Annotated in this window: 19 protein-coding genes, 2 tRNA genes and 2 pseudogenes; 1 reads left to right on the forward strand and 22 read right to left on the reverse strand. The window is 64.1% G+C overall.

The features are described from left to right. Positions 1-53: 53 nt before the first annotated feature. From infB to tpiA, 22 genes and pseudogenes are all read right to left on the reverse strand, one after another. Positions 54-2,063 (reverse strand): annotated as a pseudogene (gene infB / locus ACYVD7_RS09390) (translation initiation factor IF-2); the annotation flags it as partial. A gap of 84 nt (positions 2,064-2,147) precedes the next feature. After that, positions 2,148-2,672, reverse strand: a pseudogene (locus ACYVD7_RS09395) (translation initiation factor IF-2 associated domain-containing protein); the annotation flags it as partial. A 164-nt stretch (positions 2,673-2,836) separates the two neighbouring features. After that, positions 2,837-4,324, reverse strand: coding sequence for a transcription termination factor NusA (gene nusA, locus ACYVD7_RS09400; protein WP_460762123.1), 1,488 nt, complete (start codon positions 4,322-4,324; stop codon positions 2,837-2,839). Positions 4,325-4,330: 6 nt separating this feature from the next. Beyond that, on the reverse strand, positions 4,331-4,933 hold the full coding sequence (locus ACYVD7_RS09405; protein WP_460762126.1) for a ribosome maturation factor RimP: 603 nt from the start codon (positions 4,931-4,933) through the stop codon (positions 4,331-4,333). 187 nt (positions 4,934-5,120) lie between these two features. Then, positions 5,121-5,197: transfer RNA gene (locus ACYVD7_RS09410), tRNA-Met, on the reverse strand. Between the two features lie 164 nt (positions 5,198-5,361). After that, positions 5,362-6,792, reverse strand: a complete 1,431-nt coding sequence (gene nuoN, locus ACYVD7_RS09415) for an NADH-quinone oxidoreductase subunit NuoN (RefSeq protein ID WP_460762128.1) — start codon at positions 6,790-6,792, stop codon at positions 5,362-5,364. A gap of 99 nt (positions 6,793-6,891) precedes the next feature. Further along, on the reverse strand, positions 6,892-8,403 hold the full coding sequence (locus ACYVD7_RS09420; protein ID WP_460762131.1) for an NADH-quinone oxidoreductase subunit M: 1,512 nt from the start codon (positions 8,401-8,403) through the stop codon (positions 6,892-6,894). A 21-nt stretch (positions 8,404-8,424) separates the two neighbouring features. Further along, positions 8,425-10,554 carry an NADH-quinone oxidoreductase subunit L gene (nuoL, locus tag ACYVD7_RS09425; protein WP_460762665.1) on the reverse strand — a complete coding sequence of 710 codons (2,130 nt, stop codon included), beginning with the start codon at positions 10,552-10,554 and terminating at the stop codon, positions 8,425-8,427. Between the two features lie 75 nt (positions 10,555-10,629). Further along, on the reverse strand, positions 10,630-10,953 hold the full coding sequence (gene nuoK / locus ACYVD7_RS09430; RefSeq protein ID WP_460762133.1) for an NADH-quinone oxidoreductase subunit NuoK: 324 nt from the start codon (positions 10,951-10,953) through the stop codon (positions 10,630-10,632). Further along, positions 10,950-11,591, reverse strand: coding sequence for an NADH-quinone oxidoreductase subunit J (locus ACYVD7_RS09435; RefSeq protein WP_460762136.1), 642 nt, complete (start codon positions 11,589-11,591; stop codon positions 10,950-10,952). Before ACYVD7_RS09435 ends, nuoK begins: the two co-directional genes overlap by 4 nt. Before the next feature lie 8 nt (positions 11,592-11,599). Beyond that, positions 11,600-12,088, reverse strand: coding sequence for an NADH-quinone oxidoreductase subunit NuoI (gene nuoI, locus ACYVD7_RS09440; RefSeq protein ID WP_460762139.1), 489 nt, complete (start codon positions 12,086-12,088; stop codon positions 11,600-11,602). Positions 12,089-12,095: 7 nt separating this feature from the next. Further along, the gene (gene nuoH, locus ACYVD7_RS09445) at positions 12,096-13,154 is read right to left on the reverse strand and encodes an NADH-quinone oxidoreductase subunit NuoH (RefSeq protein ID WP_460762142.1); all 1,059 of its coding nucleotides are present in this window, start codon (positions 13,152-13,154) and stop codon (positions 12,096-12,098) included. Continuing rightward, entirely contained in the window at positions 13,151-15,397 is a 2,247-nt protein-coding gene (gene nuoG / locus ACYVD7_RS09450; RefSeq protein WP_460762144.1) for an NADH-quinone oxidoreductase subunit NuoG, read from the reverse strand. The genes nuoH and nuoG overlap by 4 nt, the downstream gene beginning before the upstream one ends. Positions 15,398-15,491: 94 nt before the next feature. Continuing rightward, positions 15,492-16,859, reverse strand: a complete 1,368-nt coding sequence (gene nuoF, locus ACYVD7_RS09455) for an NADH-quinone oxidoreductase subunit NuoF (protein ID WP_460762146.1) — start codon at positions 16,857-16,859, stop codon at positions 15,492-15,494. Positions 16,860-16,870: 11 nt separating this feature from the next. Beyond that, the gene (gene nuoE, locus ACYVD7_RS09460; protein ID WP_460762149.1) at positions 16,871-17,398 is read right to left on the reverse strand and encodes an NADH-quinone oxidoreductase subunit NuoE; all 528 of its coding nucleotides are present in this window, start codon (positions 17,396-17,398) and stop codon (positions 16,871-16,873) included. Positions 17,399-17,409: 11 nt separating this feature from the next. Then, entirely contained in the window at positions 17,410-18,705 is a 1,296-nt protein-coding gene (locus ACYVD7_RS09465) for an NADH-quinone oxidoreductase subunit D (protein WP_460762152.1), read from the reverse strand. Next, positions 18,702-19,445, reverse strand: coding sequence for an NADH-quinone oxidoreductase subunit C (locus tag ACYVD7_RS09470; protein ID WP_460762155.1), 744 nt, complete (start codon positions 19,443-19,445; stop codon positions 18,702-18,704). The genes ACYVD7_RS09465 and ACYVD7_RS09470 overlap by 4 nt, the downstream gene beginning before the upstream one ends. A 1-nt stretch (position 19,446) precedes the next feature. Then, positions 19,447-20,019, reverse strand: coding sequence for a NuoB/complex I 20 kDa subunit family protein (locus tag ACYVD7_RS09475; protein ID WP_460762158.1), 573 nt, complete (start codon positions 20,017-20,019; stop codon positions 19,447-19,449). A 4-nt stretch (positions 20,020-20,023) separates the two neighbouring features. Further along, positions 20,024-20,380: an NADH-quinone oxidoreductase subunit A gene (locus ACYVD7_RS09480; protein WP_460762160.1), complete on the reverse strand. Its 357-nt coding sequence runs from the start codon at positions 20,378-20,380 to the stop codon at positions 20,024-20,026. 111 nt (positions 20,381-20,491) lie between these two features. Continuing rightward, positions 20,492-20,576 (reverse strand) — tRNA-Leu (locus tag ACYVD7_RS09485). 145 nt (positions 20,577-20,721) lie between these two features. Continuing rightward, positions 20,722-21,177, reverse strand: coding sequence for a preprotein translocase subunit SecG (gene secG, locus ACYVD7_RS09490; protein WP_460762163.1), 456 nt, complete (start codon positions 21,175-21,177; stop codon positions 20,722-20,724). Between the two features lie 31 nt (positions 21,178-21,208). Continuing rightward, the gene (tpiA, locus tag ACYVD7_RS09495; RefSeq protein ID WP_460762166.1) at positions 21,209-21,955 is read right to left on the reverse strand and encodes a triose-phosphate isomerase; all 747 of its coding nucleotides are present in this window, start codon (positions 21,953-21,955) and stop codon (positions 21,209-21,211) included. 74 nt (positions 21,956-22,029) lie between these two features. Here tpiA and ACYVD7_RS09500 point away from each other — a divergent pair, with 74 nt between their 5' ends. Continuing rightward, the gene (locus ACYVD7_RS09500) at positions 22,030-22,737 is read left to right on the forward strand and encodes a DUF6445 family protein (RefSeq protein WP_460762168.1); all 708 of its coding nucleotides are present in this window, start codon (positions 22,030-22,032) and stop codon (positions 22,735-22,737) included. The last annotated feature ends 89 nt before the right edge of the window (positions 22,738-22,826 follow it).

A 22,826-nucleotide genomic window follows, 5' to 3' on the forward strand; every position in this document is an offset into this window, starting at 1 on the left:
CTCCTGTACCGAAGGCAGCCCCCGCATCGCGAGGGACGACTGCCCTTCGACTGTTACAGCGTGCGCTGGACCTCGATGCGCTCGAAGCACTCGATCTGGTCGCCCGGCTTGACGTCGTTGTAGGCCTTGACGCCGATGCCGCACTCGGTGCCGTTGCGCACTTCGTCGACGTTTTCCTTGAAGCGACGCAGCGATTCCAGCTCGCCTTCGAACACCACGGTGTTGTCGCGCAGCACGCGGATCGGCTTGGAGCGTTTGACCACGCCCTCGACGATCATGCAGCCGGCGACCGCGCCGAACTTGGAGCTGCGGAACACGTCGCGGACCTCGGCGATGCCGATGATCTCTTCGCGGATTTCCTTGCCCAGGATGCCGGAAGCAACCTGCTTCACCTGGTCGATCACGTCATAGATGATCGAGAAGTAGCGCAGGTCGACGCCGTTGCCTTCGATCACGCGACGCGCCGATGCGTCGGCACGGACGTTGAAGCCGATGACCGTCGCCTTCGAAGTCGCCGCGAGGGTTGCATCGGATTCGGTGATGCCGCCGACGCCGCCACCGATGACGTTGATGCGGATCGCGTCGGTGGACAGGCCGGTGAGCGCTTCGCGCAGGGCCTGCACGGAACCGTGCACGTCGGCCTTGACCACGAGGTTGAGCGTCTGCTGGCCGGCACCTTCGCCCATCTGGGCCATGATGTCTTCCATGCGATTGCCCGCCTGGGCGACCAGGCGCGATTCGCGGCGCTTGGTGTCGCGCTGCTGCGCGACGTCCTTGGCCAGGCGCTCGTCCTCGACCACGACGAAGTCGTCGCCGGAATCGGGCACGCCCGACAGGCCCAGGACCTGCACCGGGATCGACGGGCCAGCGGAGCCGACCTGCGAACCGGTTTCGTCGAACAGCGCACGCACGCGGCCGTACTGCACGCCGCACACGAGGTAGTCGCCCTTCTTGAGTTCGCCCTGCTGCACGAGCACGGTCGCGACCGGACCACGGCCCTTGTCGAGCGAGGATTCGATCACCACGCCGGTGGCGCGGCCGGTCGACACGGCCTTGAGTTCGAGCACTTCGGACTGCAGCAGGATCGAGTCGAGCAGGTTGTCGACGCCCGCGCCTGTCTTGGCGGAGAGCTCGACCATCTGCGTGTCGCCACCGAAGTCTTCGGCGACGACCTGCTCTGCCAGCAGTTCGTTCTTCACGCGCAGCGGATCAGCGCCGGACTTGTCCATCTTGTTGATCGCCACGATCAACGGCACCTTCGCTGCCCGGGCGTGCTGCACGGCTTCGCGCGTCTGCGGCATCACGCCGTCATCGGCGGCAACGACCAGCACCACGATGTCGGTGAGCTTGGCGCCGCGCGCACGCATCTGCGTGAAGGCCGAGTGGCCCGGGGTATCGAGGAAGCTGATGACGCCCTTCGGCGTTTCGACGTGGTACGCGCCGATATGCTGGGTGATGCCGCCGGCTTCGCCGGATGCAACTTTCGTACGGCGGATGTAGTCGAGCAGCGAGGTCTTGCCGTGGTCGACGTGGCCCATGATCGTGACCACCGGCGGACGCGTGGTCCTGTCGCCCTGCGTTTCCTCGACGTGCGCCAGCAGCGCGTCTTCGGCGCTGTTGTCGCTGGCGCGGATCACGGTGTGGCCGAGTTCCTCGGTCACGAGCGCCGCGGTGTCGTGGTCGATGCTCTGGGTGATGGTGGCCATCACGCCCATCTTGAACAGCGCCTTCACCACGTCGCCGCCCTTCAGCGCGAGCTTCTGCGCGAGGTCGGCCACGGTAATGGTGTCGCCGATGGCGACTTCACGAACGATCGGCGCGGTCGGCTTGGAGAAGCCGTGCGCACCGCCGCCGGAGCGGGCCTGTTCGCTCTGGCGACGCTGTTGCGGCCTGGACTTGCCGCGTGCACCGGTGGTGCGACGGGCGCGTTCGGAGGCGCTCAGGTGCAACTGGCCAGCGAAGCGGCTGGCGGCATCGTCGTCTTCCACGCCGGCGACCATCACGTGCGAGCCGCGGGTCTTGTGCTTGGCGGCGTTGCGATCATCCACGCGCGGCGCGGCCGGGGCCGGGTGCTTGGGATGGCCGTGGCCGTGCGTGGTCGGCGACTTGCGGACCACCGCTTCGCCATCCTCGCCTGCCCCTGCCAGCGCGACTTCGGCGGCGGCGCGGGCTTCGGCTTCGGCCTTCTGGCGCGCGGCTTCCTCGGCTTCCTGGCGGGCGCGTTCGAGTTCCTCGGCGCGCTTGCGGTCGACTTCGGCCAGCTTCTGCTGTTCGGCGAGGTTGCGCTGCTTGGATTCCTCCAGCTTGCGCAGGATCTCGCTGCGTTCGTCGGTTGCCGGTGCGCCGTCCTGCTTCTCGCTCGGCTTGACCAGCGTGACCTTCTTGCGCACGACCACGTCGACCGTGGCCTTGTTCTTGCCGCCGCCGACGGTGAGTTCTTCCTTGCGGCTGCGGTTGAGGGTGATCTTCTTGGGCGCCTCGACGGCGTCGGGCTGGTCGGCCTTGCCGTGCGAACGCTTCAGGAAGCCGAGCAGCTTGACTTTCTCGATGCTGGTCACGACCTGGTCGGGACCGCTGAAGCTCATGCCGGCCTCGGCCAGCTGCTCCAGCAACTTCTCGACCGGCGTGTTCACCAGTTCAGCGAGCTTGCGGATGGTGGTTTGCTGCGACATTCGGTTTCCGGTTCCGTTTGGCCGCCCCAGGCACTCCAAGGGTGGCGATTGTAGGGCGGGTCTTGACCCGCCGCATTTCACAAGCGGGTCCAACCCGCTCATCCGCAGTCGGCGGGTCAAACCCGCCTCAACCTGCACGGGCGGGTCAAGACCCGCCCTACCGCTTACTCAAACCAGTGCTTGCGCGCTTCCATGATCAGTGCCTTGGCACGATCCTCGTCCATGCCTTCGATGTCGGTCAGTTCGTCGGTGGCAAGGTCGGCCAGGTCGTCGCGCGTGACCACGCCGCGGGAAGCCAGCGTGAACGCGAGCTCCTCGTCCATGCCTTCGACTTCCAGCAGGTCGGCGGCGGGCTGGTGCTCGTCGAGCTCTTCCTCGGCGGCCAGCGCCTCGTTGAGCAGCGAATCACGGGCGCGCGAGCGCAGCTCTTCGACGATGTCTTCGTCGAACCCTTCCACTGCCAGCAGTTCGCCGACCGGGACGTAGGCGATTTCCTCGACCGTGTTGAAGCCTTCCGACACCAGGATGCCGGCGATTTCCTCGTCGACCTCCAGCTTGTCCATGAACAGCTGGCGGGCGTTGGACTGCTCGGCTTCCGACTTCGCGGTGACCTGGTCCTGCGTCATCACGTTGAGCTGCCAACCCGACAGGCGGCTGGCGAGGCGCACGTTCTGGCCGCCCTTGCCGATCGCCTGGGCCAGGCGGTCTTCGGCGACGGCGAGGTCCATCGAATGCTTTTCTTCGTCGACGATGATCGACTGCACTTCCGCCGGCGCCATCGCGTTGATGACGAACTGGGCCGGATTGTCCGACCACAGCACGATGTCGACGCGCTCGCCGTTGAGTTCGTTCGACACCGCCTGCACGCGCGAACCGCGCATGCCGATGCAGGCGCCGATCGGATCGGTGCGGTTGTCGTGCGCCTGCACGGCGATCTTGGCGCGGTCGCCCGGATCGCGGGCACAGGCCTTGATGGAAACGAGGCCCTGGCCGACTTCCGGCACTTCGAGCTTGAACAGCTCCATCATGAATTCCGGGGCAGCGCGGCTGATGAACAGCTGCGGGCCACGCGGTTCGGTGCGCACGTCGAACAGGTAGCCGCGGACGCGGTCGCCGGCGCGCAGCACGTCGCGCGGGATGCCCTTGTCCTTCGGGATGATCGCCTCGGCATTGCCGCCCAGGTCGACGTAGATGTTGCCGCGCTCGGCGCGCTTGACGATACCGGTGACCAGTTCGCCAACGCGATCCTTCCAGCCGTCCACGACCTGCTGGCGCTCGGCTTCGCGCACGCGCTGCACGATGACCTGCTTGGCGGCCTGTGCGGCGATGCGGCCGAACTCGGGATTCTCGATCTGCTCTTCGATGTAGTCGCCCAGCTCGACGCCTTCGGCTTCATCGATCGCGTCCATCATGCGGATCTGGCGGTCGGGCGACTCCATCACGACGTCGTCGGCCACGACTTCCCAGCGACGGAAGGTCTCGTAGTTGCCGTCCTTCGAATCGATCGCAACGCGCACCAGCACATCCTGGTCGTGGTAGCGCTTCTTCGCGGCGGACGCCAATGCGGCTTCGATCGCCTCGAAGATCACTTCACGCGGCACGCCCTTTTCATTGGCGACCGCATCAACGACCAGCAGTAATTCCTTGCTCATCTTTTTTTACTCCGCACGGGACGGCTTCGTGTCTGCCGCCGGCTTGTGGTTGGATTTCTTGTCGGACTGCTTGTTCGAAGGGCGCGGCGCCTTGCCCGGCTTGACCTTGTCGGCGCTCAGCCCCAGCGCGGCCCAGTCGGGAACCAGGCGCGCCTTGTCGATGTTGTCGGCGCGAACCGCGATCGACGCGTTGTCGACGAGGAAAGTGACAACCCCGTCCTGCACGCCGGCGATCGTCCCCTGCAGGCGGCGCCGGCCGTCCTGCGGCAGCTTCAACGTGACCTTGGCGGATTCGCCGGCGAAGCGGGCGAACTGCGCGGCACCGAACAGCGGGCGATCGATGCCCGGCGAGGAGACTTCCAGCGTGTAATTGCCGGAAATGGGGTCCTCGACGTCGAGCTGGGCGGAGACCTCGCGGCTCACGGCCTCGCATTCCTCGATGGTCACCAAACGGGCTTCGTCGCCTTCGTTCGGCGCCGGCACGTCGATGTACAGGCGCAGCAGTGCCCCGCCCGGCGAGGGCAGGTATTCGGCGCCGAGCAGCTCCAACCCCAGCGACGTCACCGTCGGGGCGAGCAATGCGGCGATTTCGTTGGCCTTGTCCGTCATGTCTTCTCTTGGAACGTCCCGCGGTGTGGAGCACCTGAAACGCAAAAACAACAAGGGGCCCGGTGGGCCCCTTGTCCGTTACAACTGGATTTCGGTGCGGTGACGCCGATGAACCGGTATCACCGCAAAGCCCGACCTTACGACCAAAAAAGAAAAGCCTCGTGAGAGGCCTTCCTCCAGCCGAAGCTGGTAGCGGGGGTAGGATTTGAACCTACGACCTTCGGGTTATGAGCCCGACGAGCTGCCAGACTGCTCCACCCCGCAGCAGGAGCGGAATTATGACGGCTTCCAAAAATCCTTGCAAGCCATTTGTGAATTTTTTCTTCAGCCGCCTTGGTTCGAGTCCGGGACGTCCGTACCGGCAACAGGTTGCGCAAGCGCCTGATTGACCACATCGACGATGCGGCGGCTGTCCTTACGCAAACCGGTCACGCACCAAACGCGTACTTACACCACGCCATGATCGGGTTCCAGGCGAAGCCCAGCACCAGCAGCGCCAGTGCATTCACGCCGAAGAGCACGCGCAACGGCTGGTCTTCGTTCATCGGGTGGACTTCGTCGGCTTCTTCGAAGTACATCGCCTTGACCACGCGCAGGTAATAGAACGCGCCGATCACCGCGAACACCAGACCCACGATGGCCAGCCACCACATGCCACCTTCGAATGCGGCACGCAGTACGGCCAGCTTGGCCCAGAAACCAAGGAACGGAGGCACACCCGCCAGCGAAGCCATGACGCACAGGATCAGGCCAGCCAACCACGGATTGCGGGCGTTCAGGCCCTTGTAGTCATCGATGTTGTCGGCTTCGAAGCCACGACCGGCCATCACCACGATCGCACCGAAGGCCGCAGCCGACATCACCGCATAGCTGATCGCGTAGAACATCGCTGCGGCCATGCCCTGCTTGCCACCACCGGCCAGGCCAAGGAACAGGAAGCCCACGTGCGACACGGTGGAATAAGCCAGCAGGCGCTTGAAGTTGCTCTGCACCAGCGCACTGAGATTGCCGATCACGAGCGACGCCACGGCCAGTGCGGCCAGCAGCAGGCGCCAGCGATCGTCGAGCGCGCTTGCACCGGTTTCCAACAGGCGATAGGCCATGCCGAAATACGCCAGCTTGGGTGCCGAACCAATGAACAGCGTGATCGGCGTCGGAGCACCGTGATAGACGTCCGGCAACCACATGTGGAAAGGCGCGGCGCCGAACTTGAAGGCAATGCCCGCCACGGCGAACACCACGCCGGTCACCATCAGCGTCGACTGGTTGGACGTGTAGGCGGCTGCGCCAATCGTCGCGAGATCCAGCGTGCCGGTCGCACCGTAGATCAGCGACAGGCCGTAGAGGATCAGGCCCGAAGCCAGCGAACCCAGCACGAAGTACTTGATCGCCGCTTCCGAGCCGATCGGACTGTCGCGATCCACCGCCACCAGTGCGTACGAACACAGCGCCAGCATTTCCAGGCCCAGGTACACCATGACCATGCTGCCAGCCGACACCAGCAGCATCATGCCGGCGATCGCGAACAACATCAGCACCGCGATCTCGCCCTGGTACAGGTTGCGCTGGCGCAGGTACGGCCAACCGTAGATCAACGCGAAGGCGCTGACGCTGCAGATGGCGATCTTCATCACGTCGGCGGCGGTGTCGCGGACGAACATCCCGCTGAGCACCGTGCCCTGCCCGCCCACGCCGCTGGCGATCAACGCGACCACCACGCCAAGCGTGGCGACGGACAGGAAGTGGGTGATCACGCGATGGCGCGCATCGATGAACAGGTCGAGCATCAGCCAGGCGAACGCAGCGCCAACGAGCACCAGCTCGGGCAGAAGCGGCATCAGATCGGCGGCGGTGGGCATGTTAACCATCGAGATTCCTGTTTGTTGCTGCCATCCCGAGCGGAGCGAGGGACCTGCTTTTGTTCTGGACCACGCGGTTCCCCGCGTCCGGGATGACCCTTAGAGCTTGCTGGTTGCGATCTGGGCGGCAAGGTTGGCGATCGAGGGTTCCATCAGGTCGGTCAGCGGCTTGGGATAGATACCCAGCACCAGCACGCCCGCCGCGAACACGCCCAGCACAATGGCTTCGCGGAAGTTGATGTCCTCCATCTCCGCCACGTGCGCATTGCCGACTTCGCCCCACACCACGCGCTTCACCAGCCACAGCGTGTAGCCAGCACCGACGATGAGCGTGGTAGCCGCGGCGAACGCGATCAACGGGTGCTGCTGGAAGCTCGACAGGATCACCATGAACTCGCCGACGAAGCCCGACGTACCCGGCAGGCCCGAATTGGCCATCGCGAACAGCACGAAGAACGTCGCGAACCACGGCATCACGTTCACCACGCCGCCGTAATCCTTGATCATGCGGCTGTGCATGCGGTCGTACAGCACGCCCACGCAGGTGAACATCGCGCCGGAGATGAAGCCGTGGCTGATCATCTGCACCATCGCGCCCTGCAGGCCCAGGCGGGCAGCGTCGTAATTACCGAACTCCCGCACCAGCGCGAAGGCGGTGAAGGTTCCCAGGGTGACGAAGCCCATGTGCGAGACCGACGAATAGGCGATCAGCTTCTTCATGTCGTCCTGCACGAGCGCCACCAGGCCCACGTACACCACCGCGATGAGGCTGAGCGCAATCACGAAGCCCGCCCACTCCATGCCGGCGTCCGGAACGATCGGCAGCGTGAAGCGCAGGAAACCGTAACCACCGATCTTCAGCATGATCGCGGCCAGGATCACCGAGCCCGCTGTCGGCGCTTCAACGTGAGCATCCGGCAACCAGGTATGGACCGGGAACATCGGCACCTTTACCGCGAACGCCGCGAGGAAGCCGAAGAAAATCCACGTCTGCTCCTTGGCGGTCAGCTGCAGCGCGTACATGTCCGTCAGCTGCCAGCTTCCGCACTTCAGGTACAGGTAGATCAGCGCGGCGAGCATGAACACCGAGCCGAGGAACGTGTACAGGAAGAACTTCACCGATGCATAGACGCGACGCGGACCACCCCATACGCCGATGATCAGGAACATCGGGATCAGCATGGCTTCGAAGAACACGTAGAACAGCATGGCGTCAAGCGCGCAGAACACGCCCACCATCAGACCTTCGAGAATCAGGAACGCGGCGTAGTACTGGCTGACGCGCTTGTCGACCGAGCCCCAGGCGGAGATCAGCACCAGCAGCGACGTCAACGTGGTCAGGCCAATCAGTGCGACCGAGATGCCGTCCACACCCAGGCTGTAGCGGATGTCGTAGGCCGGGATCCAGTCATGCAGTTCGCGGAACTGCATGCCGGGATTGGCATGATCGATTCCGGTGAACAGCAGAACGCTGAGCAGCAGGGTCGCCAGCGCGGTCGCGATCGCGAACCAGCGTGCCGAATTCGGGCGCTCGTTGCCGAAAGCGAGTGTCAGCAGGCCGCCGACGATGGGCAGCCAGATCAGGAGGCTAAGCAAGGGCCAGGAAGTCACGTTGCGAGGTCCTTGTTCTTGTTATCGCCAGTAACGGATGAGCACGGCCAGTGCAGCAATCAGGCCGAGGATCATCGCGAAGGCGTAGTGGTAGAGGTAACCGGTCTGGACGCGACGCACCAGGCGCGCGGAGAAATCGGTGACGCGAGCGCCGGCATTGACCGCGCCATCGATCACGTTCGTGTCGAACCAGCGCGAGAACTTGCCGATGAGGACGCCGCCACCGGCGAACCCGCCGATCCACAGCGTATCCATGCCGTACTTTTCCTCGAGCACGCGCACGGGCCAGGCGAAGAATTTGCGGGCCTTCGCCGGCAGCTCCGGTTTGATCAGATACATCAGCGTTGCAAGGAGGAAGCCGGAGAACGCAAGGATGAACGGCCACTGCGTAAAGCCGTGCAGTGCCATGGCCAACGGCCCATGGAATTCCTCGGCAACCTTGCCGACCGTGTCCTGCACTTCCGGCACGTCAATCGCACCCAGGAAGAACGGCAGCTGCTTGGCATGCCCCAGCACATCGGTACCGAAGAGCATCGGGCCAACCGTCATGAAGCCGATCACGATCGACGGGATTGCGAGCAGGATCAGCGGCAGCGTTACCACCCATGGGGATTCGTGCGGCGTATGCGCGTGGTCGTCGTGACCATGATCGGCGCCGTGGTCATCGCCATGGGCGGCGTGCGCTCCGTGGTCGTGTGCCAGCGCTTCCTCGTGCTCGGTCGAATCCGCTTCTGGAGCCACGTAGTGATCCGGCACCGGATCGTGGAAGTGCTCCTTCCCGTGGAAGGTCATGTACAGCAGGCGGAAGCTGTAGAACGACGTAACGAACGCGCCCAGCAGCACGGCCAGGTAGCCATAGGTCGCTATCCAGTTGTGCGCTTCGTGCGCATGCTCGGCGGCGGCCTCGATGATGGTGTCCTTCGAATAGAAGCCGCTGAAGAACGGGGTGCCGACCAGGGCCAGCGTGCCGATCACCATCGTGATGTAGGTGATGGGCATGTACTTGCGCAGACCGCCCATGCGGCGCATGTCCTGCTCATGATGCATGCCGATGATCACCGAGCCGGCACCGAGGAACAGCAGCGCCTTGAAGAACGCGTGAGTCATCAGGTGGTAAACGGCGGCGGAGTACGCGGACACGCCGAGTGCCACGGTCATGTAACCCAACTGCGACAGGGTCGAATACGCCACGACGCGCTTTATGTCGTTCTGCACGATGCCGATCAGGCCCGTCCAGAATGCGGTCGTCGCGCCAATGAACAGCACGAAGTCCAACGCCGTTTCGCTCAGCTGGAACAGCGGAGACATTCGCGCGACCATGAAGATGCCGGCCGTCACCATCGTCGCGGCGTGGATCAGCGCGGAGATCGGCGTCGGGCCTTCCATCGAGTCCGGCAGCCACACGTGCAGCGGCACCTGCGCCGACTTACCCATCGCGCCGATGAACAGGCAGATGCAGATCACCGTCGGCACGGACCACTCATGACCCAGGATCGGCATCGTCTTGTCGGCGATGGTCGACGCATTGGCGAACACCGTCGCGTAGTCCAGCGTGCCCAGGTACATCAGCACGGCGGCAATGCCCAGCAGGAAGCCAAAGTCGCCCACCCGGTTGACCAGGAACGCTTTCAGGTTGGCGAACACCGCGGTCGGGCGCTTGAACCAGAAACCGATCAACAGGTACGAAACCAGGCCCACTGCTTCCCAGCCGAAGAACAGCTGCATGAAGTTGTTGCTCATCACGAGCATCAACATCGAGAAGGTGAACAGTGAGATGTAGCTGAAGAAGCGTTGGTAGCCCGGATCTTCTTCCATGTAGCCGATGGTGTAGACGTGCACCAGCAACGACACGAAGGTCACCACGACCATCATCATCGCGGTCAGCTTGTCGATCATGAAGCCGACGTGGGCCTCGTAACCGCCAATGTGGAACCAGGTGTAGACGTTCTCGTTGAACGGCGCCGCTCCGTGCGACACCAGCTGCCAGAGCACGTACATCGAAAGCGCGCAGCTGACGGCAACACCGCCGATGGTGGCGCTGTGCGCGCCGATTCGCCCGATGCGACGGCCGAACAGACCAGCAAGGACCGCACCCAGCAGGGGCGCGAGCACGATGATCAGCAGGTGAATTTTGGAGATTGCCATCGGTATTCCAATGCTTGCCTTTCAGATCGCCGCGCCCTCTTCCGGCACGCTGCGACGCTGGCGTTGATCCGGATGTCCGGCTCAGCCCTTGAGGGTGTCGATCTGCCCGACGTTGATCGTGCGACGGTTGCGGAACAGCGTTACCAGGATCGCCAGGCCGATCGCGGCTTCGGCGGCCGCCACCGTCAGGATGAAGAACACGAAGACCTGACCGGACGGATCGCCGTACTGGCGCGAGAACGCGACGAAGTTGATGTTGACCGCGAGCAGCATCAGCTCGATCGACATCAGCAGGATGATCACGTTCTTCCGGTTCAGCACGATGCCGGCGATGCTGATGCAGAACAGCACGGCGCCAAGCGCCAGGTAGTGCCCCAGGGCAACGCCCTCTCCCAGCAGATTCATGGCTTCACCTCATTCGTCGCCGCGTCCGCCTCGGGCGGAGCCGGCTTGACCGCATCCATCTTGACCATGCGGATCCGGTCGACAGAGCGAACCCGAGCCTGCTCCGACGGATTCTGATGACGGGCGCCCGGACGACGTCGCAGGGTCAGCATCACGGCGGCGATCACCGCGACGGTCAGGATCACCGCGGCGACTTCGAACGGCAGCATGAAGTCGGTGAACAGCGCGTTCGCCAGCCACTTGGTGTTGGGAATATCGCCAACCGCCGCGTTGTCCGCGAATGGCGTGGCCATCTCGGCCTTGGCCCCGATCAGGGTGAGCATTTCACCCAGCATGATCAGCGCGACCACCAGCCCGAACGGCAGGTAGCGGACGAAGCCTTCACGCAGCGGCGCGACGTCGATGTCCAGCATCATCACCACGAACAGGAACAGCACCATCACCGCGCCAACGTAGACCAGGATCAACGCGATGCCGAGGAATTCGGCACCGGAAATGATCCAGGTACAGGCAACGGAGAAGAAGGTCAGCACCAGGCACAGCGCGGAGTGCACCGGGTTGCGGACGCTGATGACGCCCAGCGCCGCGACCGTGGCCATGGCGGCGAAGGCAAGGAAGGCAATCTGCGTAAAGTCCATGGTTGCCCTCAGCGGAACGCGGCGTCGTTGGCGCGGCGTTCGGCGATTTCGGCTTCAAGCCGGTCGCCAATCGCCAGCAGCTGCTGCTTGGTCACGATGTTCTGGCCACGCTTCTCGAAGTGGTATTCGTGGATGTGCGTCTCCACGATCGAGTCGACCGGACAGGACTCCTCGCAGAAGCCGCAGAAGATGCACTTGAACAGGTCGATGTCGTAGCGCGTGGTGCGGCGGGAACCGTCCTCGCGCTTTTCCGAGTCGATGGTGATCGCCAGCGCCGGGCACACGGCTTCGCACAGCTTGCAGGCGATGCAGCGCTCTTCACCGTTGGGGTAACGACGCAACGCGTGGATGCCACGGAAGCGCGGCGACTGCGGCGTCTTCTCCATCGGGTACATCAGCGTGTACTTCGGCTTGAACAGGTACTTTAGCGTCAGCCAAAGCCCCTGGCACAGCTCGATGAGCAGCAGGCTCTTGAGGTAGGAAACGATGCGGTTCATGCCTGTCTCACTGCCCCGGCGTGAAAACGTTGTAGTACGCCAGCAGCGCGGTGACGCAGATCCACGCGATGGTCAGCGGAATGAACACCTTCCAGCCCAGGCGCATGATCTGGTCGTAACGGTAGCGCGGAAACGATGCGCGGAACCAGATGAAGCAGCTGGCGAAGAAGAACACCTTGGCGAACAGCCACCACCAGCCGTCGATCGACAGCAGGGGAATGCCCAGGCCCTGGAACGGGCTCAGCCAACCGCCGAGGAAGAACAGCGAGACCAGGAAGCTGATCAGGATCATGTTCGCGTATTCGGCGAGGAAGAACAGCGCGAACGCCGAACCCGAATACTCGACCATGTGGCCGGCGACAATCTCCGACTCGCCTTCGACCACGTCGAACGGCGCGCGGTTGGTCTCTGCCACGCCGGAGATGAAATAGACCACGAACAGCGGCAGCAGCGGCCACATGAACCACTCGAACATGCCGGCGTCGCCGGACTGCGCCATCACGATGTCGGTGAGGTTCAAGCTGCCGGCGGCAATCAGCACGCCGACCATGGCGAAGCCCATCGCGATTTCGTAGCTCACCATCTGCGCCGCGGCGCGCATGGCGCCCAGGAACGCGTACTTCGAGTTCGATGCCCAGCCGGCCAGGATGATGCCGTACACGCCCATCGAGGTCATCGCCAGCAGGTACAGCAGTCCGGCGTTGGCGTTCGACAACACGATCTTCGTGTCGAACGGCACCACCGCCCACGCCGCCATGGCCGGCGCCAGCGCCAGCAATGGCGCCAGCTTGAACAGGAAGCGCTCGGCCTTGGTCGGCTGGATCACTTCCTTGAACAGCAGTTTGAACACGTCGGCGAAGGCCTGGAGTATGCCCTTGCCTACGTACATCGGGCCGCGACGCACATGCATCCAGCCAATCAGCTTGCGTTCCCACACCACATAGAAAGCGACGGTGATGATCACCGGCATCGCGATCAGCAGGATCTTCAGCAAGATCCAGGCGACGTTGCCGCCTGCACCGAAGCCGAGCATCCAGTCGCGGAAGGTATCAACGGCCTGCATCATGCCCTCCCCGCCTGCACGCGATCGGCGCCGAGCGGCGCTGTGGCGCCGTGGCCGCTTTCAATCCAGATGGTGCCGCGCGCGACCTGGTCGCTGATCGCGACTGGCAGCGTCGCCGTACCGGCGGCGGCGGTGAACTTGCCGATCACGCCGTCACGGAAACCGAGCGCCTCGGCGTCGGCCGGGTGGATCACAGCGTGCGGTTCGACGTTCAACGGATGCGACTGCAGGTTGGCAGCACGACGCACGACGGCATCGCTGCGGTAGATCGCAGTGCTCACCGCCAGTTCGAGGCCTTCGCCCGCAACCGTCGGTGCCGCGCCCGCCACCGGACGCAGGTCCTGTCGATGGATGCCGGCGCGCAGGCCCGCAAGATCGGTGAAGTCGAAACCGGCTGCGTCGAGTTCGCCGCCCACGGCGCGCAGCACGCGCCAGCCGGGACGCGCGTCACCGGGCAGCTTGCCGCCGGCAGCGGCCGACTGCTCGATGCCTTCGAGATTGGTCAGCGTCGCTTCGACTTCCGGCAACGCGCCGATCGGCAGGATCACGTCAGCCACCGCACGCGTCGAGCGACAAGCGAACTGGCTGAACGCAACGACCTGCGCGCCACCCAGCGCCTTGTTCGCGACGGCTGTGTCGGCGAAATCCAGACCCGGCTCGATGCCATACAGAATGTAGGCCGAACGCGGCTGCGACAGCATGGCCTGCACATCACGCGTGCGTGGCAGCACGCCGTGCTTGGCCAGGCCCACGGCATTTGCGCCCTGCGGAATGCGGCAGAGCTTGGCGTTGGTCGCAGCGGCGAGTTCAACAGCGGCCTTGCGGATCGCAGCGGCGTACGGGCTGTTCTCTGCCACGCCACCCACGATGACGACGGCGCGCGTCGTGTCCTTCAGCGCATCGCGCAAGCCGGCGTCGGCCAACGTCGCGGCGATCTGCGACGGTACGACTATCCGGCTGCTCGCGTTCTTGAAGGTGAAGTCGAAGTCGACTGGATTGACGACATGCACCTTGGCGCCACGCGTCCACGCCTTGCGCACGCGGGCGTGCAGCAGGGGAACTTCATGGCGCAGGTTGCTGCCGACGATGACGATCGCATCGGCGTTGCTGATGTCCGCGACCGGCATGCCGAAGGACTCGGCGACGGCAGAATCGGACAGGTCACGCTGGGAAATGCGATGGTCGATATTGCCGGTACCCAGCGCTTCAGCGAGGCGGGCCAGCAGCACGCCCTCCTCGTTCGATGTCGATGGGTGCACCAGCACGCCAAGGCCGTCGCCGGCGTTGTCACGCAGAATCTTGGTGGCCTTGGCCAGCGCTTCTTCCCACGAAGCTTCGCGGAAGTCCGTGCCGTCGCCGTTGTTGCCCACGCGGATCAGCGGCTTGTTCGCACGATCGGCCGCGTACAGGCCCTGGTGCGAATAGCGATCGCGGTCCGACAGCCAACATTCGTTGACTGCTTCGTTGTCGCGCGGAACCGAACGCAGCACTTCGCCGCGACGCACATGCAGGAACAGGTTGCTTCCCAGCGCATCGTGATAGCCAAGCGATTCGCGCGCCGTCAGTTCCCAGGGGCGCGCCTTGAACTGGAACACCTTGTTGGTCAGCGCGCCAACCGGGCAGACGTCGATGACGTTGCCGGACAGTTCGGTCGTCAGCGGCTTGCCGTCGAAGGTGCCGATCTGTAGGTTTTCGCCGCGCGACATGCCGCCCAACTCATAGGTGCCGGCGACCTCAGCCGTGAAGCGCACGCAGCGCGTGCATTGGATGCAGCGGGTCATCTCCGTAGCGACCAGGGGCCCCATGTCTTCGTCCGGCACTACGCGCTTGCGTTCGGAGAAGCGGCTGACCGAACGGCCATAGCCCATCGACAGGTCCTGCAGTTCACATTCGCCGCCCTGGTCGCAGATCGGGCAATCCAGCGGATGGTTGACCAGCAGGAACTCCATCACGTTGCGCTGCGACTTCAACGCCTTGTCGCTGCGCGTAATGACTTTCATGCCATCCATCACCGGCGTGGCGCAGGCCGGCGCGGGCTTGGGCATCTTCTCCACTTCAACCAGGCACATGCGGCAGTTGGCCGCGATGCTCAGCTTGTCGTGGTAGCAGAAACGCGGGATCGCGATACCGGCCTTGTCGGCGGCACTGATGATCATCGAGCCCTTGGGCGCGGCGCACTCGACACCGTCGATGAAGACGGTGACGTGATCCGGCGGCAGGTTCGGATTAATGGGTTGCGCGCTCACGCCGTGACTCCTTCAAACAAAGCGACGCAGTCCCTTGAGTCAAGGGGCGAATTGTTCGCTTGCGAACAATTGGGGTTCTGGAGGCATGCAGCGCTCATGCGGCGACCTTCTCCACGACGGTGCCGGCCCGCTGGTCATCGACCAGGAAACGCTTGTTCACGATCGCGTATTCGAACTCATGCCAGTAATGACGCAGGAAGCCCTGCACCGGCCACGCAGCGGCCTCACCGAAAGCGCAGATGGTATGACCTTCGATCTGACCGGCGGCGGCGCGCAGCATCTGCAGGTCCTCCAGGGTGGCCTGCTTCTCGACGATGCGGGTCAGCATGCGGTACATCCAGCCGGTGCCTTCGCGGCACGGCGTGCACTGGCCGCAGCTTTCCTTGAAGTAGAAGCGCGAGATGCGCTGGCAAGCGCGCACCATGCAGGTGGTGTCGTCCATCACGATCACGGCGCCCGAACCCAAGCCGGAACCGGCCTTCTGGATCGAGTCGTAATCCATGGTGAGCGCCATCATGGTCTCGCCCGGCAGCACCGGCATCGAGGACCCACCCGGGATCACGCCCTTGAGCTTGCGACCATCGCGCATGCCGCCGGCGAGCTGAAGCAGATCGGCGAACGACGTGCCTAGGCGGATCTCATAGTTGCCTGGACGAGCGACGTGACCGGAGACCGAGAAGATCTTCGGGCCGCCATTGTTCGGCTTGCCCAGGTTGAGGAACCACTCCGAACCGTTGCGAATGATCGCCGGCACCGAGGCATAGGTCTCGGTGTTGTTGATCGTCGTCGGCTTGCCGTAGAGACCGAAGTTGGCCGGGAACGGTGGCTTGTAGCGCGGCTGGCCCTTCTTGCCTTCCAGCGATTCCATCAGCGCGGTTTCTTCGCCGCAGATGTACGCACCGGCGCCCAGCGCGTTGTACATGTCGATGTCGACGCCGGAGCCGAGGATGTCCTTGCCCAGCCAGCCGTGCTTGTAGGCTTCGGCGAGTGCTTCCTCGAGATGCTCGAAGGGCTCGTGGTGGAACTCGCCGCGCAGGTAGTTGTACGCAACGGTCGAACCGGTCGCGTAGCACGCGATCGCCATGCCTTCGATCACCGCATGCGGGTTGTAGCGCAGGATGTCGCGATCCTTGGCCGTACCCGGTTCGGATTCGTCCGAGTTGCACAGGATGTATTTCTGCGTGCCACTGCCCTTGGGCATGAAGCTCCACTTCAGGCCGGTCGGGAAGCCCGCGCCGCCGCGACCGCGCAGGCCCGACTGCTTGACCATCTCGATGACGGCTGCGGGCTCGATCTTCTCGGTGAGGATCTTGCGCAGCGCGGCGTAACCGCCCGTCTTCAGATAGTTCTCGTACGACCAGGGCTTGTCGAAGTGCAGCGTCGTATAGACGACGTTGTGCTCCTGCGGGACAGGACCGACCGGGCCGTGCGGCTCTGAATGGCTATGGTCTTGATGTGCCATGTCGTGCGGACTCACTTCAGCTCGTCGAGCAGCTCGTCAACGCGCTTGGCGTCGAGCTTCTCGTGGTAATGGCCGTTGATCACCACCACCGGCGCGCCGCAGCACGCGGCCACGCATTCTTCCTCGCGCTTGAGGTAGATGCGGCCATCGGAGGTGGATTCGCCCAGCTTGCAGCCGAGCTTCTTTTCAGCGTGGGCGACAAGGTCTTCGGCACCGTTCAACCAGCAGCTGATGTTGGTGCAGAAGGCGACGTTGTGGCGCCCGACCTTCTCCGTCTCGAACATCGAGTAGAACGAAGCGACCTCGTAGGCCCACACCGGCGGGAGATCGAGGTACTTGGCGACCGCGGCGATCAGTTCGTCGCTCAGCCAGCCGTCGTTCTGTTCCTGCGCGGCGTGCAGACCCTGCAGAACCGCCGAACGCTTGCGGTCCGCCGGGAACTTGGACAGCCAATGATCGATGTGGGCGCGCGTCTTCTCCGACAGGACGACCATCGGATCGACATTGCGCGCGTTTTCAAAGTTGCCAGTGGCCTTCATCGGTCCTGCTCTTATCGGTCAATTTCGCCAAACACGATGTCGTAAGTACCGATCATCGCCACCACGTCAGCCAGCATGTGGCCCTTGACGATCTCGTCCATCGACGACAAATGCGCGAAACCCGGCGCACGCAGCTTGCAACGGAACGGCTTGTTGGCGCCGTCGGAAACCAGGTAGCAGCCGAACTCACCCTTGGGCGCTTCCACCGCGGCGTAGGTTTCGCCGGCGGGGACGCAGTAGCCTTCGGAGAACAGCTTGAAGTGGTGGATGAGGGCTTCCATGTCGTCCTTCATCTCTTCGCGCTTGGGCGGCGCGACCTTGAAGTTGTCGACGATCACGGGGCCCGGATTGGCCTTCAGCCACTTCACGCACTGCTGGATGATGCGGTTGGACTGGCGCATCTCGGCGACGCGGACCAGGTAGCGGTCGTAGCAGTCGCCACCGACGCCGACCGGGATGTCGAAATCGACCTCCGCGTACTTGGCGTACGGCTGCTTCTTGCGCAGGTCCCAGGCGATGCCCGAGCCGCGAACCATCGGGCCCGTCATGCCCCACGCCAGCGCCTGCTCCGGCGAAATCACGCCGATGCCGACGGTGCGCTGCTTCCAGATGCGGTTGTCGGTCAGCAGCGTCTCGTATTCGTCGACGCGCTTGGGGAAGTCTTCGGTGAAGCGCTCGAGGTAATCCAGCAGCGAGCCTTCGCGCCATTCGTTGAAGCGCTTGAGGCTGGCGCCCTTGCGCCACGGCGATTCCTTGTAGCGCGGCATCTGCGACGGCAGGTCGCGATAGACACCACCCGGGCGGTAGTAGGTCGCGTGCATGCGCGCGCCGGAGACCGCTTCATAGCAGTCCATCAGCTCTTCGCGCTCGCGGAACGCGTACAGGAAAACCGCCATCGCACCGAGGTCGAGCGCGTTAGAACCCACCCACATCAGGTGGTTCAGGATGCGCGTGATCTCGTCGAACATCGTGCGGATCCACTGCGCCCGTTCCGGCGCCTCGATGCCGAGCAGCGTTTCGATCGCACGCACGTAGGCATGCTCGTTGCACATCATCGACACGTAATCCAGTCGATCCATGTAGCCGATCGACTGGTTGAACGGCTTGGATTCGGCCAGCTTCTCGGTGCCGCGATGGAGCAGGCCGATATGCGGATCGGCACGCTGCACGACTTCGCCGTCCATCTCGAGGATGAGGCGGAGCACGCCGTGCGCAGCCGGGTGCTGCGGACCGAAGTTCAGCGTGTAGTTGCGGATCTCGGCATTGAGGAGGCCGGAACCATTGGATTTCGAAAGCACGGAGCTCACTTCTTCACCTCCGCCTTCTGCGCCTGCTCCCGTGAAGCTTGTTCACCGGCGGCGGTCTCATAACGCGCGTCGTCACGGATCACGCGCGGCACCAGCACGCGCGGCTCGATCGAAACGGGCTCGTACACCACGCGCTTCTTCTCGGTGTCGTAACGCACTTCGACGTTGCCGATCAGCGGGAAGTCCTTGCGGAACGGATAACCGACGAAACCGTAGTCGGTCAGGATGCGACGCAGGTCCGGGTGGCCTTCGAAGATGATGCCGTACAGGTCGAAGGCTTCGCGTTCGAACCAGTTCACGCCCGGCCACACCCCTGTCAGCGAGGCAACCACCGGCAGGTCGTCGTTCTCGGCGAAGGTGCGCAGGCGCACGCGCTGGTTGTGCTGGTACGAGAGCAGGTGCGCGACGGCGGCGAAGCGGCGTTCCGGGGAATTCGCGGCGCCATTGGGGGCCTCGCCCCAGGCGAAGCGGCCGGCGCTCTTGCCTTCGACGCCACGGGAGAAACCTTCGGAGGACACGTCGGTGTCCCATTCGTCGCTGCCGTAACTCAGGTAGTCGACGCCGCTGACGTCGACGCATTGTTCGAAACCGAATTCGTCGCGCAGCGCCTGTGCGGCGCCCAGCCAGGCATTGGCGGCAACGTCGATCGTCACTTCGCCACGCGGCTCGGCGACGGCGACCATCGCGCCTTCGAAGCGGGCGCGCAGGCGTTCGGCAAGTGCAGATGCATTGGTCGCCATGTCAGCGTACACCCTGCTTGTGTTCGCCGAAATTGGTGCCGCGACGGATCTTCTTCTGCAATTGCAGGATGCCGTAGATCAGCGCCTCGGCAGTCGGCGGACAACCCGGCACGTAGACGTCGACCGGCACGATGCGATCGCAGCCACGCACGACGGCATACGAATAGTGGTAGTAGCCGCCACCGTTCGCGCAGGAGCCCATCGAGATCACCCACTTCGGGTCGGGCATCTGGTCATAGACCTTGCGCAGCGCCGGGGCCATCTTGTTGACCAGGGTGCCGGCCACGATCATCACGTCGGACTGACGCGGCGACGGACGGAACACGACGCCGTAGCGGTCAAGGTCCAGGCGCGCGGCACCGGCGTGCATCATCTCGACCGCGCAGCAGGCCAGACCGAAGGTCATCGGCCACATCGAACCGGTACGCGCCCAGTTCCACAGCGTGTCGAGGTTGGTGGTGACGAAGCCCTGCTGCATCACCGGGTTCTGGTCTTCCGGCAGCAGCAGGTCATCCAGCCGCCCTTCCGGCAGCGGGTTGTGCATCAGGCCCGAAACAGTCTGAAGGATGCTCATCGAATCACTCCCACTCCAGCGCGCCCTTCTTCCACACGTAGACAAAGCCGATGACGAGCAGCGCGAGGAACACGCCCATCTCGATCAGGCCAAACACCCCGAGCTCACGGAACACCAACGCCCACGGAAAGACGAAGGCGATTTCCAGGTCGAAGACGATGAACAGGATGGCGATGAGGTAGTAGCGCACGTCGAACTGCATGCGCGCGTCCTCGAACGCGGCGAAACCGCATTCGTAGGGCGAGAGCTTCTCGACAGTAGGGCGCTGCGGGCCGAGCAGGCGGCCCACTACCAGCAGGGCGACGCCGATACCACCGGCGACGATCAGGAACAGCAGGGTCGGCAGGTATTCGGCCAGCACTCGCGTTCTCTCGGCTGTATGCCGCGTCTTAGCGGCGTTGGCTCGGCATCTGGGTGCCGTTGTTGCTTACGCTGAAGGGGCCGTACAACCGTACGAACCCCTTCAGGAGATTGGTGCCCAAAGGGGGACTCGAACCCCCACGACCTAAGTCGCTACCACCTCAAGGTAGTGCGTCTACCAATTCCGCCATCTGGGCAAAAACTACGTTTATCGGCAATCCCTGCCACCGACCCGTCATGCCAACCGGAGCGATCCGATCAACACCGACGTATCGGCACCGACCGACACCCGGCGTATCCATGCCAGGCCATTTGAAACCGAATGGTACTGCTTTTGCCGGATCAGCCGCCGGTCGGGGCCGGAGCCGGAGCCGGCTGCTGCGATGCCGGGGCGGCCGGGACCTCAGTGGCGGGAGCCACGTTGGCCGGCGCGGTCGGCACTGCCGAAGCCGGGGCCGAGGGCACTACGGCCGGCGCGGCTTCCGACTTGGCCGGAGCGGCCGTCGGGATCTGCGCCATGATGCCGCCCTTCGGCTGCTCGGTGGCCGTCGTGGCCTGGACCTGGGCGCCCTTGCTGGCATTCCACGCCATGAACAGGCTGATCGCGAAAAACACGATCGCCAGCCACTTGGTGGACTTGGAAAGGAAGTTCGAAGCGCCGCGCGAACCGAACACCGTGCCCGAGGCGCCGGAGCCAAAGCCCGAGCCGGCCTGCGCACCCGCGCCACGCTGCATCAGGATCAGCGCGACCATCGCGATGGCGACCAGTACGTAGATGACGTTGAGGAACAACAGCATCGGCAGGAATCCGTGGTTCAGATCTGTGAAGTCATACCGCCGCAGCGGCAATGGCGTTGAAGTCGGCGGCGACCAGCGAGGCCCCGCCAACCAGGCCGCCATCGACGTCCGGCTGTGAGAACAGCGAGGCGGCGTTGTCGGCCTTGACGCTACCGCCGTACAGGATCGGCAGCGAGCCAGCGATTCTAGCATCGTACTGGGCGATTTCGCCACGGATGAATGCGTGGACTTCCTGCGCCTGCTCCGGCGTCGCGGTCCGGCCGGTACCGATCGCCCAGACGGGCTCGTAGGCGATGATCGCGCCATCAAGCGCATCGGCGCCCTTTTCCAGCACCGGCGCGAGCTGTTCCTGCAGGCGCCATTCCATCTGACCGTTCTCGCGTTCGCCCAGGGTCTCGCCGATGCAGAGGATAGGGATCAAGCCCGCCGCCTTTGCCGCGAAGAACTTCCGCGCGACCAGTTCGCTGGTCTCGTGGTGGTACTGCCGGCGCTCGGAATGCCCGACCAGGCCGTAACGGGCACCGACGTCGACCAGCATCGCGGCTGCCACTTCGCCTGTGTACGCACCCTTCTCGTTGGCGCTGACGTCCTGCGCACCGAACTGCAACCCCTTGGGGCCGTACTGCCAGATCAGCTCGCCCAGGTATGGTAACGGCGGCACGATGATGCGCTCGACACCCTCGGGGGCATCCGCTGCGATCACGGCATCGAGCAGCTCACGGGCGAACTTGCGATCACCGTGCAGTTTCCAGTTTCCGGCAACGATCTTGCGGCGCATTGTCGGCCCCGTGTGCGAAAGGCGCGCAGTTTAACAGCGCCGGGAATGATTCTTAAGCCGCCGGGACTGCGAGAATGGACACATTCCCAGTCGCCCGATCCGCCATGAAGCCAGGTTCGACCGCACCGCGCCTTCCGACGCTGCCCTACCGCAAGCCCACGCTGGGGCGCGATTACTGGCTGCTCGACGACGCCCTGCCCAACGCCGACGAAGTCCGCGCCCGCCTGCTGGCTCGCACTGACTGGTACGAGGGTTATCCGCACAAACCCGAAAGCTGGCCCGGCATGCGCGCCATGCCCGCGCTGGAGCCGGCGGAACTTGCGCCGCTGGAGGAATGGGTCAAGCAGCAGACCGGCGCCGGCAAGCTGTGGGTCGGAAGCACGGCCGACGGCGGCACCCTCAACCACAACTGCGTGCAGGTAGTGGGCTACAACGAATGCGAGTCGCGGCCGCACACCGATTCCCGCGCGCTCTGCCGTTACGCCGCGGTGCTCTACCTGAATCCGAACGTGCCCAACGATTGCGGCACCAGCTTCTATCGCCAGCGCATGCCGGGCGGACAGCTGGGCGGCAACATGGTGCAGCCGCCGCACGCGAACCTTGTGCAGGCGCTGGGCACGCGTTTCGTTCCGCCGGAATCGTTCGCCGAGGACGTCATCGTGCCGCACCGCTACAACCGCCTGCTGGTCTATCGCGCCAACATGATCCACAGCGCGACCGGATACTGGGGCCAGACGCTGGAAACCAAGCGGATGGCGGCGGTTTTCTTCTGGATGGCTTGAAGGCGCGGAGTTGCGGTTCGCGGAACAGCTTCCGCTTTCTGCGTCATCGCGAGCCTGGCGAAGGAGCCGCTTTCAGCAGCAATCCAGCA

It is taken from the genome of Lysobacter fragariae, assembly GCF_054779775.1.